Source organism: Streptomyces sp. NPDC017520 (genome assembly GCF_044329855.1).
In the GTDB taxonomy this organism is placed as follows: Bacteria; Actinomycetota; Actinomycetes; order Streptomycetales; family Streptomycetaceae; genus Streptomyces.
In genome coordinates, this window is record NZ_JBIRKB010000001.1 from 708,976 (window position 1) to 721,230 (window position 12,255).

Genomic DNA, 12,255 nt, shown 5'->3' on the forward strand with positions numbered 1-12,255 from the left:
CCTCGATCGGGGCGTGCCCTTTGCGGGGGTCGAGCCGTTGAACCCGGCATGAAGAAGCGAAGCGTACTCGCCGCCGTCACCCTCGCCACCGGAGCGGTCATCGCCGCCATCTCCCCGCCCCCGGGAGGCGGGGACACCGCGCACGCCGCCGAGCCGCCCGTCAGCCTGGGCACGCTGGACAACGTCGGCGAGCTCGGCACGCTGCTCGACGGCGCGGCGGGGGCCACCGCCTCCACCGCCGGCACGGTCACCAGCACCGTGGAAGGCGCCCAGCTCAGCTGAGCCGGCTGGGGACGGGGATGGGGGCGACCGAAGGGTCGCCCCCATCCCTTTTCCGTTCCCGGCACCCCGGCCCACGGGCCTGGCCGACGGGCCTGGCCGACCGTGCGGCCCCCGGTCAGACTCAGTGGCCCGGCGTGCCCACCCCGTACGACCTGACGAGGCGGGCCAACTGCCGGCCCGCCGCCAGAAGGGGGTCCTCGCTCCGGTTGACCTGGGCGGTGACCTCGGCGCCCTCCATGGCGCTGATGACGGTGATCGCCAGTTCGCGGGCGTCCTCCGCCGGGAACCCGCAGCCCAGCAACTTGTCGCGGACGAGCCGCTCCCAGCCGTTCAGCGCGTCGGCGCAGACCTGCTGGAGTTCCGAGTCGGTCCCGAGCGTCTCCAGGGCCGCAGCCGTCACGGGGCAGCCGTCGATCCAACCCGACTCCTTGAGCCCGGCGGCCAACTGGCGGGTGCAGGAGAGCACTGCCTCCGCCGGGTCGGGCTCGCTGTCCAGGGCTTCCTTCAGGAGTGTCGCGAACTCCTGCGCGCTGTACCGGATCGCGGCGACCGCGACGGCCTCCTTGCCGCCCGGGAAGAAGTGGTAGATCGAGCCGAGCGTGGCCTGTGACTCCGCGGCGATCTGCTTGATGCCGGTGCCGACGTAGCCCTGCCGCTGGATGAGGCGTGCGGCCGCCACGACGATCCGGTCCTGGGTGCTGGTCTGCATGCCGCCACTGTAGCGGGAATTGGGTAGAGCGTTCGTTCTAGGGCTGTGCTAGCTTTTCGGTGCACTCTGGATAGAGCGATCGTTCTAGTCGGGGCGGGAGGTCTGATTCTTCTCTGCCCTGACCGACTTGTTGGAGGCAGGCAATGAACAGCGCACAGAACTCGGTCACGGTCATCGGACTGGGCCCCATGGGCCGGGCCATGGCCGCGGCCCTGCTCGACCGCGGCTACGGGGTCACCGTCTGGAACCGCACCGCCTCCCGCGCGGACGACCTGGTGGCCCGGGGGGCGACCCTCGCGCAGAGCCCCGCCGACGCCGTCGCGGCGAACGAGGCGGTCATCATCAGCCTCACGGATTACGTGGCGGTCAACGCCGTGCTGGAGCCCGCGACGCAGGCCCTGGACGGCCGGGTCCTGCTCAACCTCACCTCCGCCACGCCCGAGGAGGCCCGCGCCGGGGCCCGCTGGGCGGCCGGGCACGGTGCCGTACAGCTCACCGGCGGCGTCAGCTCCTCGCCCACGGGCATCGGACAGCCCGATGCGTACGCCTACTACAGCGGGCCGCGCGAGGCGTTCGACCGGCACCGGCCGGTGCTCGAAGCACTGACGGGCCGGGTCGACCACCAGGGCGAGGACCCCGGGCTCGCCGCGCTCCACTACCAGATCGGCATGGTCATGTTCTGGACCTCACTGTTGAGCTACTGGCAGGCGATCGCTCTCGCCCGCGCGAACGGTCTGACGGCGGCCGACATCCTGCCGAGCGCCGTCGAAACGGCGACCTCGCTCCCGGAGACCTTGGCCTTCTACACCGAGCGCATCGACGCCGGAGTGCACCTCGGTGACGTCGACCGCCTGGCCATGGGACTGGCAAGCGCCGAGCACGTACTGCGCACCAACGCAGACGCGGGCGTCGATACAGCCCTCCCGGCCGCCGTCGTCGACCTGTTCCGGCGGGGTGTGGAGACGGGGCGCGGCGCGGACAGCTGCTCGGCCCTGGTGGAACTGATGGCGAAGCCAGGGAAGCAGCCCTTCGTCGGCCCGACCGATCCGGGCACGGACGGTCGGGTCCGGCAGAGTGGCTCCTTCCTACGGTGAACGGGCAAGGGAAGGAGTCAGCGGTTGCTGGAACGGCTGAACGACGCGATGGAACACATCGAGGCGCATCTCGGTGAGCGCATCGATGTGGCGGAGCTGGCGCGTATCGCGATGACGTCGGAGTACCACTTCCGCCGGATGTTCTCCGCGCTCGCCGGTCTCCCTCTGTCGGAGTACCTCCGTCGCCGCCGCATGACGGTCGCGGGTGCCGAGGTGCTCGGCGACCCCGACCGGACGCTGCTGGACGTGGCGGTGCGGTACGGCTACGACACGGGGGAGGGCTTCGCCCGCGCCTTCCGGGCCGTGCACGGCATCGGCCCCGGCGAGGCCCGGCGAAGCGGCGCGGTTCTGCGGTCCCAGCAACGGCTGACCTTCCGGCTCGTCGTCGAAGGGAGCACGGCCATGCAGTACAAGCTGGTGGAGAAGGACGCGTTCCGGGTGGTGGGCAGGAAGGCCCGCGTCCCGCTCATCCACGAGGGGCCGAATCCGGCCATCGCGGAGTTCATCCGAGGGATCGGCCGGGAGGAGCTGGACCGCATCGCCGCCCTCTCGGACCAGGAGCCGGCGGGGATCGTCGGGGTGAGCGACCAGCTCGACCCGAGCCGCGCGGAAGGCACCGAACTCGACTACTACCACGGGGTGGTGGCGAGCGCGGAGGCTCCGGAGGACCTGGACGCCCTGGACGTACCGGCAGGGACTTGGGCGGTCTTCGAGAGCGAAGGCGAGTTCCCACAGGCCCTCCAGTACCTCTGGCGGGACGTGTTCACTCAGTGGTTTCCGTCGAACCCGTACACCTCCCGGCCCGGCCCGGAGATCCTGCGGGTGCGGCTGACGGAGGAGGGGAAGCGGGCGGAGGCGGAGCTGTGGATCCCCGTGGAGCGCTCGGCCGGTTCGTGAGCCGCTGGAGCGAAATATGCGGCACGACAGAGGTTTACGGCCATGGGCATGGGGCGTAGGCGGCGTCGACTGGCAACGGAGTCACCGACATGCGTAGACGTATCACCACCATCGCGGTCACCGCTGTGGCGGCGGCCGCGATGGCTCTCGGCGCGGCCTCCACCGCCTCCGCCGTGGGCTCGGGCTACACGCTCCGAGGCCACGACGAGTCGCAGGCGGCCTGCCAGGCCACCGGGGCGGCCGACGCCGCCAACCACATCTGGAGCCCCCTGTTCACCTGCAAGCCGTTCGCGGCCAAGCCGAGCGTCTACGAGCTGTGGGTGCGCCACTGATCCCACCGCGCACAGACGGGAACCGCCCCGCTTCCGGCCGCGTTGGTGGCCGGGGGCGGGGCGGGGCCTTTTCGTGTACGGGGGTGGCTCAGACGGCCGCGCTGCCGTGGACGAAGGCGCTCCAGGCGGCGGGCTCGACGGTGAGGACGGGGCCGTCGGTCACCTTGGAGTCGCGGATGTGGACGGCGGCGGGGTGGGCGGCGACTTCGACGCAGTCTCCGCCGTCACCGTTGCTGTAGCTGGACTTGCGCCAGTGGTAGGCGACTTCGATGCAGGCGCCGCCGTCGCCGTTGCTGTAGCTGGACTTGAACCAGTGGAGGGCCGTGGAGTCGGGGGCGGGGTGTGCTGCGCGGGGCATGTCTCTCCAAGCAGTGCGTCAAGCAGTGCGTCAAGTAGCCGGGTGCTCTCCGCGACGGTGAGCGCCTGGGAACGCAGCATCCCATACCTCTGCATAAGTGCGCTGACGTCGGCGGGTTCGTCGTAGAGCTCGCCACGCAGTTGGCCGTCGACGTAGACGAGACCGTCGTGATCGGGCGTCTCCAGCAGAACGAGCGGCCCGGCGAGCCCGGCGTGCCGAGGGGTGTTCCGAGGCATGATCTGGATGGTGACGAACGGCAGGTCCATGCAGCGTCGCAGGTGGCGGAGCTGCTCAAGCATGACGTCGGGGTCGCCCATCTGGGCGTGCAGGATGCTCTCCTCCAGGATGAAGTGGAGGATCGGCCGGGGTTTGCGCTCCAGGATTCTCTGGCGACCGAGGCGCTCCGCGACCCGCTTCTCGATCTCCTCCTCTTCGAGCGGTGGGTAGTTGCAGCCGAAGATAAAGCGCGCGTACGCCTCGGTCTGGAGCAGCCCCGGTACGAGCTGGGACTGGTACGAGAACAGGCTCTTCGCGTTCTGCTCGTACTGCACGAAGTCCTTCACCAGCGCCTGATAGCGCTCCTTCCGCGGGATCTTCTCCACCGCGACCCGCAAGGCGCCCTTGGTAGCCAGTAGTTCATCGAGCTGGATGGCCAGATCCGTCTGAAGTGCCCGCCTCCCCTGCTCGATCGAGGCGATGGTGTCCTCGCCCACCCCCACCTGCTCGGCGAGGGCGGCCTGTGTCAGCCCGGCGAGTTTGCGGAAGTGGCGCAACTGCGCCCCGACCAGCTGCCACGAGGTAACTCGCCTGATGCCGCTCTGCTTTCCCGGTTGCATGACGTGGCTCTCCCCGTTCTCGTCCCGCTGTCAACCCGTCAGAACCCGTACAAAAGCTTTTGTACGTCTCTGGGCTCTGCTGAAGCGTAGTTACTCCGTGTGAGCGTGGAAGCATGAACGAGACAACTCAACTCCCTTACTACCGCGCCGCCTTCTACTGCCGTGAGCGCAGGTCGATCCCGGTCGTACGCAAGTTCGCCCGCAAGGCGCTGGCCGAGTGGGAGTGCGAGAAGCGCACGGACGATGTGCTGCTCTGCGTAACCGAGCTGGCGACCAACGCCCTGCGTCACGGCGTCCCGCCAGGGCGCGGCTTCAAGGTCCACATCTACCTGGAGCGGATCGAGAACGCGCTCCGCGTCGAGCTGCACGACAGCGGCGACGGCGAGGTGTGCCCGGCGGACGACCTGCCGGGGGCCGACGAGGAGGGTGGGCGCGGGCTGCTGCTGGTCGCGGCGCTGGCGGACAAATGGGGGGTGGGGGAGCGGAACCCCGGCAAGATCGTATGGTGCGAGTTCGACCTCTCCTGACTTGCTGTTCCGGCAAGGCTATTTGTCGTTTCGGCCTCATGGGCGCACTCTTCTCACCAAGTAGAGGTGGAGCCGTATGAGGAGGAGCGACATGAAGCAGCAGCGGTACGACGTGGTGATCGTGGGCGGCGGGGCCGCCGGCCTGAGCGGGGCGCTGGCCCTGGCGCGGGCCCGGCGCTCGGTCCTGGTGATCGACGCGGGCGAGCCCCGTAACGCGCCTGCGTCCCATGTCCACAACTACCTGGGCCGCGAGTCGACCCCGCCCGGGGAGCTGCTGGCGATCGGCCGGGGCGAGGCCGCCGGGTACGGGGCGGAGATCGTCGAGGGCCGGGTGGCCTCGGCCGAGCGGCTGCCGGGGGAGCGGGGCTTCCGGGTGGTGACGGAGGACGGCCGGAGCGTCGAGGCGCGCAGGCTGCTGGTGACGACGGGGCTCGTCGACGAGCTGCCGCAGGTGCCAGGCCTGGCGGAGCGGTGGGGTCGCGAGGTGCTGCACTGCCCGTACTGCCACGGCCACGGGGTGGCGGACCGCCCGATCGGCGTGCTCGCCACCGGGGCCCTCGCCGTGCACCAGGCGCTGATGTGGCGGCAGTGGAGCGAGGACGTCACCCTCTTCCGCCACACGGGCCCGGAGCCCTCGGACGAGGAGTACGAGCAGCTTGCGGCCCGGGGCGTGGCCGTGGTGGACGGCGAGGTGACGGGCCTGGAGGTCGCGGACGACCGGTTCACCGGGGTACGGCTGGCCGGCGGCCGGGTGATTCCGCGCGAGGCGCTGGTGGTGCAGGCGCGCTTCGTCGCGCGTTCGGCCGTACTGGAATCGCTGGGGATGGTCCCGGTCGCACAGGAGATGGGCGGAGAGGTGATCGGCACGTACATCCCGACCGACCCGACCGGCGCGACCGAGGTCCCCGGAGTCTGGGCGGCGGGCAATGTCACCCGCCTGAACGAACAGGTCATCGGCGCCGCCGCGGCCGGCCTCATGGCAGGCGCGGCGATCAACGGTGACCTGATCACCGAGGACACCCGGAACGCGGTGGAGGCGCGGCGGCGCGGCTGACGGGACGCGGTTCAAGCCTCGCACGGTTCGGCCGGGCCGACGGAGGCGTCCCGTGCTCGGAGAGGGGAGGGTACGGAGGGAACGAAGGGAACGAAGGGAACGGACTCAGTCGGCTCCGCCTCAGTCGGCTCCGTCTCCGTCGGTGCGGGCGCCCATGTCGGTCCACGCCCCTGCCCGTCCGGCGTAACGCAGGCAGGTCAATGACGGAGCTCCCGGGTGAAGGCGGGCCCGGTGGATGTGTGAGTTCTGGTTGAGGGGATACGCGGAGGGTCCGGCACCCATGACGGTGGCCGGGTTTCGGCAACGTAAAGGGAGATTTCCGTGGGCATCATCGCCTGGATCCTCATCGGCCTGTTCGCGGGGCTCATCGCCAAGGCGTTGATGCCCGGCAAGGACCCCGGCGGCTGCCTCATCACGATGGTCATCGGCATCGTGGGCGGGCTACTCGGCGGCTGGCTCGGCAAGGTGATCTTCGGCGTCGACTCGATCGACGGATTCTTCAGCCTGTCGACGTGGATCGCCGCTGTCGTCGGCTCGGTGATCGTCCTGCTTGTCTACCGGCTGGTCGCGGGACAGCGATCGCACTGACGCGGCACAGAGGACCGTCGGGAGCGATTCCTCGACGAGTCAATTCGTCCGGGTTTGCCTACATTGGCAGAGGGTCAGCAGGGCAGCCGTAGTGGGAGCCATCGCCGACACGTCTGCGGAAGACAAACAAGAGGAAATGACGACATGACCGACACCTCTCGCAAGCCGACCACCTCCGACTCCGGCGCCCCGGTGGAGAGCGACGAGCATTCGCTCACCGTTGGCGCGGGCGGGCCGATCCTGCTCCAGGACTCGTACCTGATCGAGCAGATGGCCCAGTTCAACCGCGAACGCATCCCCGAACGCCAGCCGCACGCCAAGGGAAGCGGCGCCTTCGGGAAGTTCGAGGTGACCGCGGACGTCTCCCGGTACACGAAGGCCGCGCTCTTCCAGCCCGGCGCCACGACCGACCTGGTCATCAGGTTCTCCACCGTCGCGGGGGAGCGGGGCAGCCCGGACACCTGGCGGGACCCGCGCGGCTTCGCGGTGAAGTTCTACACCAGCGAAGGCAACTACGACATGGTGGGCAACAACACCCCCGTGTTCTTCGTGAAGGACCCGATGAAGTTCCAGCACTTCATCCGGTCGCAGAAGCGCCGCGCGGACAACAACCTCCGTGACCACGACATGCAGTGGGACTTCTGGACCCTCTCGCCGGAGTCGGCCCACCAGGTCACCTGGCTGATGGGCGACCGGGGCATTCCGCGGACCTGGCGCCACATGAACGGCTACACCTCGCACACGTACATGTGGATCAACGCCGAGGGCAAGCGGTTCTGGGTGAAGTACCACTTCAAGACCGACCAGGGCATCGAGACGTTCACGCAGCACGAGGCCGACCAGATGGCCGCCGCGGACACCGACTACCACACGCGTGATCTCTTCGAGCACATCCGCGACGGGGAGTTCCCGAGCTGGACGCTGAAGGTCCAGATCATGCCGTACGAGGACGCGAAGGACTACCGCTTCAACCCGTTCGACCTGACCAAGGTGTGGCCGCACGGCGACTACCCGCTGATCGAGGTCGGCCGGATGACGCTGGACCGCAACCCCACGGACAACCACGCCGAGATCGAGCAGGCGGCCTTCCAGCCGAACAATCTGGTGCCGGGCATCGGCCCGAGCCCGGACCGGATGCTGCTGGCCCGGCTGTTCAGCTACGCGGACTCGCACCGCTACCGCATCGGCGGCAACTACCAGCAGCTTCCCGTCAACGCCCCCGTCGTCCCGGTGCACACGTACTCCAAGGACGGGGCGATGGCGTACCGGAAGACCACCGACCCCGTCTACGCCCCGAACTCCAAGGGCGGCCCGGCGGCCGACACGGAGCGCTACGGCACCCCGCCGAGCTGGTACGCCGACGGCGACATCACCCGGGCCGCCTACGTGGACCACGCCGAGGACGACGACTGGGGGCAGGCGGGCACGATGGTCCGCGAGGTCCTGGACGACGCGGCGCGGGACCGGCTGGTGGACAACATCGTCGGCCACCTGCTGAACGGAGTGACCGAACCGGTGCTGAAGCGGGCGTTCCAGTACTGGACGAACGTGGACGCCACCCTCGGCAAGCGCGTCGAGCAGGGCGTGCGCGCGAAGGCGGGCGAGAAGGACCCCAAGGCGGCGGAGCAGAGCAACCCCGCGCGCTCGTCGATGCAGCACAAGGCCTGAGGCGGGCCCGGCAAGCCGTACGGCAAGGCCCTCGCCCCGTCACACCGACGGGGCGAGGGCCTTGCCCGTCTCCTCCCCGGACCGTGGGCGGGGCGCTCAAGGCGACGGTGCGGCGGCCCGCCACCCACCGTGCTCCGGCCCCCTCCACAAGGGATCCGCTCAGTGCTGGATCAGGCCGCCGGCCGGGACGTGATCGACGTGACCGGAGGGCGGAAGGGTCCGCGCCAGGGCGAGCCCGACGTCCACCAGCGACGACCGGCGCAGGCGGGCGACCTCGGACAGCGGGGTCCACACCGACTCGGCGGTGTCGCCGTTCGGCTCGGGCCGGAGCACGCCGCCGGTGACGCGTACGCGATAGAACACACCGACGTTCTGGAGCTCGGGCGCACCGGGCCGGCGGCGCTCGCCCGCCGGAATCACCCGCGAGTCCACGCCGAGCAGACGCTCGACGACGGCCTCCAGACCGGTCTCCTCGGCGACCTCCCGGATCACCGCGTCGTACGGATCCTCCGCGTGCTCGACCCGGCCGCCCGGAAGCGTCCACGTCCGCTCGCCGCCCGGACCCACGGCAAGCGCGAGCAGCACCCGCCCGTCCTCGATGCACACCGCGTACGCGGCCAGTCGTCGATCCATGCGGGGAGGCTAAGCCCGGGCAGGCACGGTCGGCCATGGCCGGTCCGGCTTCGGGCGTCCGTCGTTCTAGTGGGTCGACCTGGCGGGGGCCTTCTGAGGCGGTCGGGGACCGTGCCGCCGGGCACGGGACGCGCGCTGCTCCACGCTGTAGCAGAGTGCGAGAAGGAGCAGTGCGGGCAGCGCCGTCAGGAGAAGCGGGGTGAGGCCGACGAACAACGCCGCGGCTGTGGCGGCCACCTGGATCCCGCCCAGTGCCAACAGAAGGCGGGCCACGTTCCGGCCCGCGCGGGCGGCGCGGAACACCCTGAAGGCGGTGGCAGTGTTGGCCCCGGCCACCACCGCACCGAAGAGGAAGCTTCCACCGGCGATCAGCTCGGAGGTGCCACTACCACCCGACGCCCGCCCGATTCCGTCGGCGAACACCGGTAGGAACCAGAGGAACATGAGGGAGGCCAGGGCGGTGTGGCAACCGAGCACACCCAGGCAGGCCAGCAGCAGGACAGAGCGCTTGCCCATCATGTTCCGTCCTTCGTCCGCCGGGGAGCTGGGTGCCGTTCAGGGAGTCCAGGGCTTCCAGCCTGTGTGGCTCACCGTCGATCACCGAGAGGGGGCCCCAGCGGCGTACGCATGATCGCACAGGCCTGGCCGAACGCCCGTTGTTCTCGGCACCCCCTCACCGCTCAAGATCATCGCGGTGCAGAATGACCTGTATGTCGATAAAGAACACGCCTCAGGCGGCCACGCTCGACGATGCCCCGTCGATCGGCCGCACCCTGGCCCGCGCCTTCGCCGACGACCCGATGATGGGGTGGTTCTTCCCCGGCGGGGCCTCGCGCGAGCCCGACCTGGTCCGCTACTTCACCACGATCTTCACCCGGCAGTACGGCCGCCACGGGGTGTGCGAGCGCACCGGGTCGGCGGCCGCGTTCTGGGTGTCACCGGAGGGGCAGGAGAAGGCCGTTCCCGACGCGGAGACCGTCGCGGAGCTGGAGAAGATCCTGGGCGACCGGGCGCCCCTGTTCCGGGAGGCCGTTCAGGCCGCCGCCGAGCAGGGTCCCAAGGAGCCGCACTGGTACCTCGCGGTCGTCGGCGCGGACCCGGCCGCCCGGGGCCAGGGGCACGGGGCGGCGCTGCTGCGTTCCGGGCTCGCCAAGGCGGACGCGGCCGGCCTGCCGGTCTATCTGGAGTCCTCCAAGCCGGACAACCTGCCCTTCTACGAGCACTTCGGCTTCACGGTGCTCGGCGAGGCGGCACTGCCCGGCGGCGGACCGGCGCTGTGGGTGATGCGGCGGGAGCCGCGCCCGGCCGGGCGGTAGGAGAACGACAGCGGGTGTGGGGGCCGGGGCCCACCCGCCGCGTCGGGCGTACGGCCACGATCGGCGCGCCGGCCTGTTCGGAGGCGGGCCGCGTGGAGCCCCTCCCTCCCGTGCACGGCCAATGACTGTGTGCCGCACGGCAAGCCCGGCCAGGCGGGATCGTTCACTCTGGGCCCCGCGTCGGGCGATGTGAACACCGCGTACCGCTACCGACTGACCAGCGGTTCGTTCGACTCGGGCTGGTCCGCGTACAAGCCGGGGGCCACCGCGACCATCGCGCCCGTTCCACCAACTTCGGGCACGATGGTGCTCTTCGCGGAGGCGAAGGACAACTACGCTGCCGGGGCGGCCAATTCCGTCGAGTTCGTGGTGAAGGAAGGCGATGGCCCTGTAGCGCGCTGGAACTTCGCCGAGACGTCCGGCGCCGCTTTGGACACGTCCACTACCGATCAGTCTCTGCGCGACAACGCAGCCCTGGCCGGCGGAGCGGTCCGTACAGACCGGGGCCGTCGGGGGGAGGTCACGGTCACTCGGGCCACGGAAACGACGCCGGCAGTCAAGAGCACCGACAGCGGTCTGAAACTGAACGGCACGACCGACTACGCGGTCACCAGCGGCCCGGTCATCGACACACGTGCCTCGTACACCGTTGCCGCCTGGGTGCGAATGGACGTTCCTACGCGCAATGCCACGGTGTTCGGCCAGAAGGGTGTCAACCGAAGCCCCTTCTATCTGGGATACGAGCACACCAGCAAGAAGTGGTCCTTCCGTGAGGTGAACACCGATGCTGCGGTCGGCACACCGTTCTCCTATCAGAGGGTCGAGTCCAAGAGACCGGCGGTGCCGATGGTATGGACTCACCTGGCCGGAGTGTTCGACGCAGTCAACAACACGATCAGCCTCTACGTGAACGGGGAACTGCAGGGCACCACGCCCTTCACGACAGCCTGGGCCGCCACAGGGCCCTTGCAGATCGGCCGGGTTCACTGGTCGAGCGTGTACAGCGACTACTTCCCCGGCGTGATCGACGAGGCGGCCGTCTGGCAGGAAGCGCTGACCGACACTCAAGTCGCCGAGGAGAGCGAGCTCATCGACGCCCATGCAGTGCCGTCCGTTGAGCTGGTCACCGCCTGGACTCCCGCAGGAGCACAGGGAACAACGCTCAGAGACACCGTGTCGGGGTACGGCTCCGATCTGGCGCTGTCATCGGGTGCCTCACTGGCCGATGACGAACTCGTGCTGAACGGAACCACCGGGGCCGGTACGACAGCTGGGCCCGTCGTAGACGACTCGGGCTCCTTCACCGTTACTACGCAGGCGGTCGTTGACGCAGCGAAGATCCTTTCCAAGCCGGACGGTTACAAGGCCCAGATTCTCGGTCAGCGCACAGCCACGGGATCATCGTGGAGCCTTTGGTTCGAAAAGACCGGTACGCGACAGGAACCCGAACTCGACGAGAACGGCGACCGGATCGTCGACGAGAACGGAAATCCCAGAACGACACCCGTTCCGGTCGGCCGCTGGCACTTCGGACGCCTGACCGCAGATGGCACCGGGGCTTCCGTCGAGAGCATGGAAGAAGCACTGATGGACACGGAGACCCGTCTCACCGGTGTCTACAACGCCCGGCATCGGACGATCCAGCTATATCTCACGTCCGACCAGCAGGCCAGCGACGGCATCGCCTACACCGCACAGGTCGGAACCGGCGAACTCGCGGTCGGTAAGGGGTATCTCGGGTCCTGGGCCAATTTCCTCCCCGGCCGACTCAGTGACATCCGCCTCTGGGCCGGCGCGCTGAGCGACAGCAAGCAGGTCTCCGACGTCGTCGGAACCTGACCCGCTTCCGTACCTGCTTCCTCAGGGGCGGCCGACTCCGTACACGCTGGCCGCCCCCTGTCCCCCCGCACTCCAAACCGCTGTCCCGCCTTCGAGCGGTTCGGCCGCTCCCGGAGAGATGA

General features: G+C 69.5%; 14 protein-coding genes and 1 pseudogene. 10 read left to right on the forward strand and 5 right to left on the reverse strand.

The window, feature by feature from the left end:
- Positions 1–48 precede the first annotated feature (48 nt).
- Positions 49–282, forward strand: a complete 234-nt coding sequence (locus ACH4KB_RS03125; protein ID WP_398063012.1) for a hypothetical protein — start codon at positions 49–51, stop codon at positions 280–282.
- A 121-nt stretch (positions 283–403) separates the two neighbouring features.
- Here ACH4KB_RS03125 and ACH4KB_RS03130 read toward each other — a convergent pair whose 3' ends face one another.
- The gene (locus tag ACH4KB_RS03130; protein ID WP_398063014.1) at positions 404–991 is read right to left on the reverse strand and encodes a TetR/AcrR family transcriptional regulator; all 588 of its coding nucleotides are present in this window, start codon (positions 989–991) and stop codon (positions 404–406) included.
- Between the two features lie 143 nt (positions 992–1,134).
- On the opposite strand from ACH4KB_RS03130, the gene ACH4KB_RS03135 reads away from it, so the two are divergent.
- From ACH4KB_RS03135 to ACH4KB_RS03145, 3 genes are all read left to right on the forward strand, one after another.
- The gene (locus tag ACH4KB_RS03135; RefSeq protein WP_398063016.1) at positions 1,135–2,085 is read left to right on the forward strand and encodes an NAD(P)-dependent oxidoreductase; all 951 of its coding nucleotides are present in this window, start codon (positions 1,135–1,137) and stop codon (positions 2,083–2,085) included.
- A 24-nt stretch (positions 2,086–2,109) separates the two neighbouring features.
- Positions 2,110–2,982, forward strand: coding sequence for a GyrI-like domain-containing protein (locus ACH4KB_RS03140; RefSeq protein ID WP_398063018.1), 873 nt, complete (start codon positions 2,110–2,112; stop codon positions 2,980–2,982).
- 89 nt (positions 2,983–3,071) lie between these two features.
- Positions 3,072–3,314, forward strand: a complete 243-nt coding sequence (locus ACH4KB_RS03145; RefSeq protein WP_398063020.1) for a hypothetical protein — start codon at positions 3,072–3,074, stop codon at positions 3,312–3,314.
- A gap of 88 nt (positions 3,315–3,402) precedes the next feature.
- Here ACH4KB_RS03145 and ACH4KB_RS03150 read toward each other — a convergent pair whose 3' ends face one another.
- Complete coding sequence (locus ACH4KB_RS03150; RefSeq protein ID WP_398063022.1) at positions 3,403–3,672, reverse strand: DUF397 domain-containing protein; 270 nt, start codon at positions 3,670–3,672, stop codon at positions 3,403–3,405.
- 41 nt (positions 3,673–3,713) lie between these two features.
- Positions 3,714–4,508 (reverse strand): annotated as a pseudogene (locus ACH4KB_RS03155) (Scr1 family TA system antitoxin-like transcriptional regulator); the annotation flags it as partial.
- A 113-nt stretch (positions 4,509–4,621) separates the two neighbouring features.
- Here ACH4KB_RS03155 and ACH4KB_RS03160 point away from each other — a divergent pair.
- From ACH4KB_RS03160 to ACH4KB_RS03175, 4 genes are all read left to right on the forward strand, one after another.
- A complete protein-coding gene (locus ACH4KB_RS03160; RefSeq protein ID WP_398063024.1) occupies positions 4,622–5,035 on the forward strand; it encodes an ATP-binding protein in 414 nt (137 codons plus the stop codon).
- 91 nt (positions 5,036–5,126) lie between these two features.
- Positions 5,127–6,089, forward strand: a complete 963-nt coding sequence (locus ACH4KB_RS03165) for an NAD(P)/FAD-dependent oxidoreductase (protein ID WP_398063026.1) — start codon at positions 5,127–5,129, stop codon at positions 6,087–6,089.
- Positions 6,090–6,410: 321 nt separating this feature from the next.
- Positions 6,411–6,677 (forward strand): GlsB/YeaQ/YmgE family stress response membrane protein, encoded by a 267-nt coding sequence (locus ACH4KB_RS03170; RefSeq protein WP_398063028.1) that lies wholly within the window; start codon positions 6,411–6,413, stop codon positions 6,675–6,677.
- Positions 6,678–6,821: 144 nt separating this feature from the next.
- Positions 6,822–8,345, forward strand: coding sequence for a catalase (locus tag ACH4KB_RS03175; RefSeq protein WP_398063030.1), 1,524 nt, complete (start codon positions 6,822–6,824; stop codon positions 8,343–8,345).
- A 159-nt stretch (positions 8,346–8,504) separates the two neighbouring features.
- On the opposite strand, the gene ACH4KB_RS03180 is transcribed toward ACH4KB_RS03175, so the two are convergent.
- Positions 8,505–8,978 (reverse strand): NUDIX hydrolase, encoded by a 474-nt coding sequence (locus ACH4KB_RS03180; protein ID WP_398063032.1) that lies wholly within the window; start codon positions 8,976–8,978, stop codon positions 8,505–8,507.
- Positions 8,979–9,044: 66 nt separating this feature from the next.
- Positions 9,045–9,494, reverse strand: coding sequence for a hypothetical protein (locus tag ACH4KB_RS03185; RefSeq protein WP_398063034.1), 450 nt, complete (start codon positions 9,492–9,494; stop codon positions 9,045–9,047).
- 185 nt (positions 9,495–9,679) lie between these two features.
- Between ACH4KB_RS03185 and ACH4KB_RS03190 the strand changes: the two genes are divergently transcribed.
- Positions 9,680–10,294: a GNAT family N-acetyltransferase gene (locus ACH4KB_RS03190; RefSeq protein WP_398063036.1), complete on the forward strand. Its 615-nt coding sequence runs from the start codon at positions 9,680–9,682 to the stop codon at positions 10,292–10,294.
- A gap of 129 nt (positions 10,295–10,423) precedes the next feature.
- Complete coding sequence (locus ACH4KB_RS03195; RefSeq protein WP_398063038.1) at positions 10,424–12,133, forward strand: LamG domain-containing protein; 1,710 nt, start codon at positions 10,424–10,426, stop codon at positions 12,131–12,133.
- Positions 12,134–12,255: the final 122 nt, after the last annotated feature.

What these genes read in the sequence shown, in the direction of transcription:
- ACH4KB_RS03190 (WP_398063036.1), top strand. Translation starts at nt 9,680, where the DNA reads ATGACCTGTATGTCGATAAAGAACACGCCTCAGGCGGCCACGCTCGAC.
- ACH4KB_RS03165 (WP_398063026.1), top strand. Translation starts at nt 5,127, where the DNA reads ATGAAGCAGCAGCGGTACGACGTGGTGATCGTGGGCGGCGGGGCCGCC.
- ACH4KB_RS03145 (WP_398063020.1), top strand. Translation starts at nt 3,072, where the DNA reads ATGCGTAGACGTATCACCACCATCGCGGTCACCGCTGTGGCGGCGGCC.
- ACH4KB_RS03135 (WP_398063016.1), top strand. Translation starts at nt 1,135, where the DNA reads ATGAACAGCGCACAGAACTCGGTCACGGTCATCGGACTGGGCCCCATG.
- ACH4KB_RS03125 (WP_398063012.1), top strand. Translation starts at nt 49, where the DNA reads ATGAAGAAGCGAAGCGTACTCGCCGCCGTCACCCTCGCCACCGGAGCG.
- ACH4KB_RS03160 (WP_398063024.1), top strand. Translation starts at nt 4,622, where the DNA reads ATGAACGAGACAACTCAACTCCCTTACTACCGCGCCGCCTTCTACTGC.
- ACH4KB_RS03175 (WP_398063030.1), top strand. Translation starts at nt 6,822, where the DNA reads ATGACCGACACCTCTCGCAAGCCGACCACCTCCGACTCCGGCGCCCCG.
- ACH4KB_RS03150 (WP_398063022.1), bottom strand. Translation starts at nt 3,672, where the DNA reads ATGCCCCGCGCAGCACACCCCGCCCCCGACTCCACGGCCCTCCACTGG.
- ACH4KB_RS03130 (WP_398063014.1), bottom strand. Translation starts at nt 991, where the DNA reads ATGCAGACCAGCACCCAGGACCGGATCGTCGTGGCGGCCGCACGCCTC.
- ACH4KB_RS03185 (WP_398063034.1), bottom strand. Translation starts at nt 9,494, where the DNA reads ATGGGCAAGCGCTCTGTCCTGCTGCTGGCCTGCCTGGGTGTGCTCGGT.
- ACH4KB_RS03180 (WP_398063032.1), bottom strand. Translation starts at nt 8,978, where the DNA reads ATGGATCGACGACTGGCCGCGTACGCGGTGTGCATCGAGGACGGGCGG.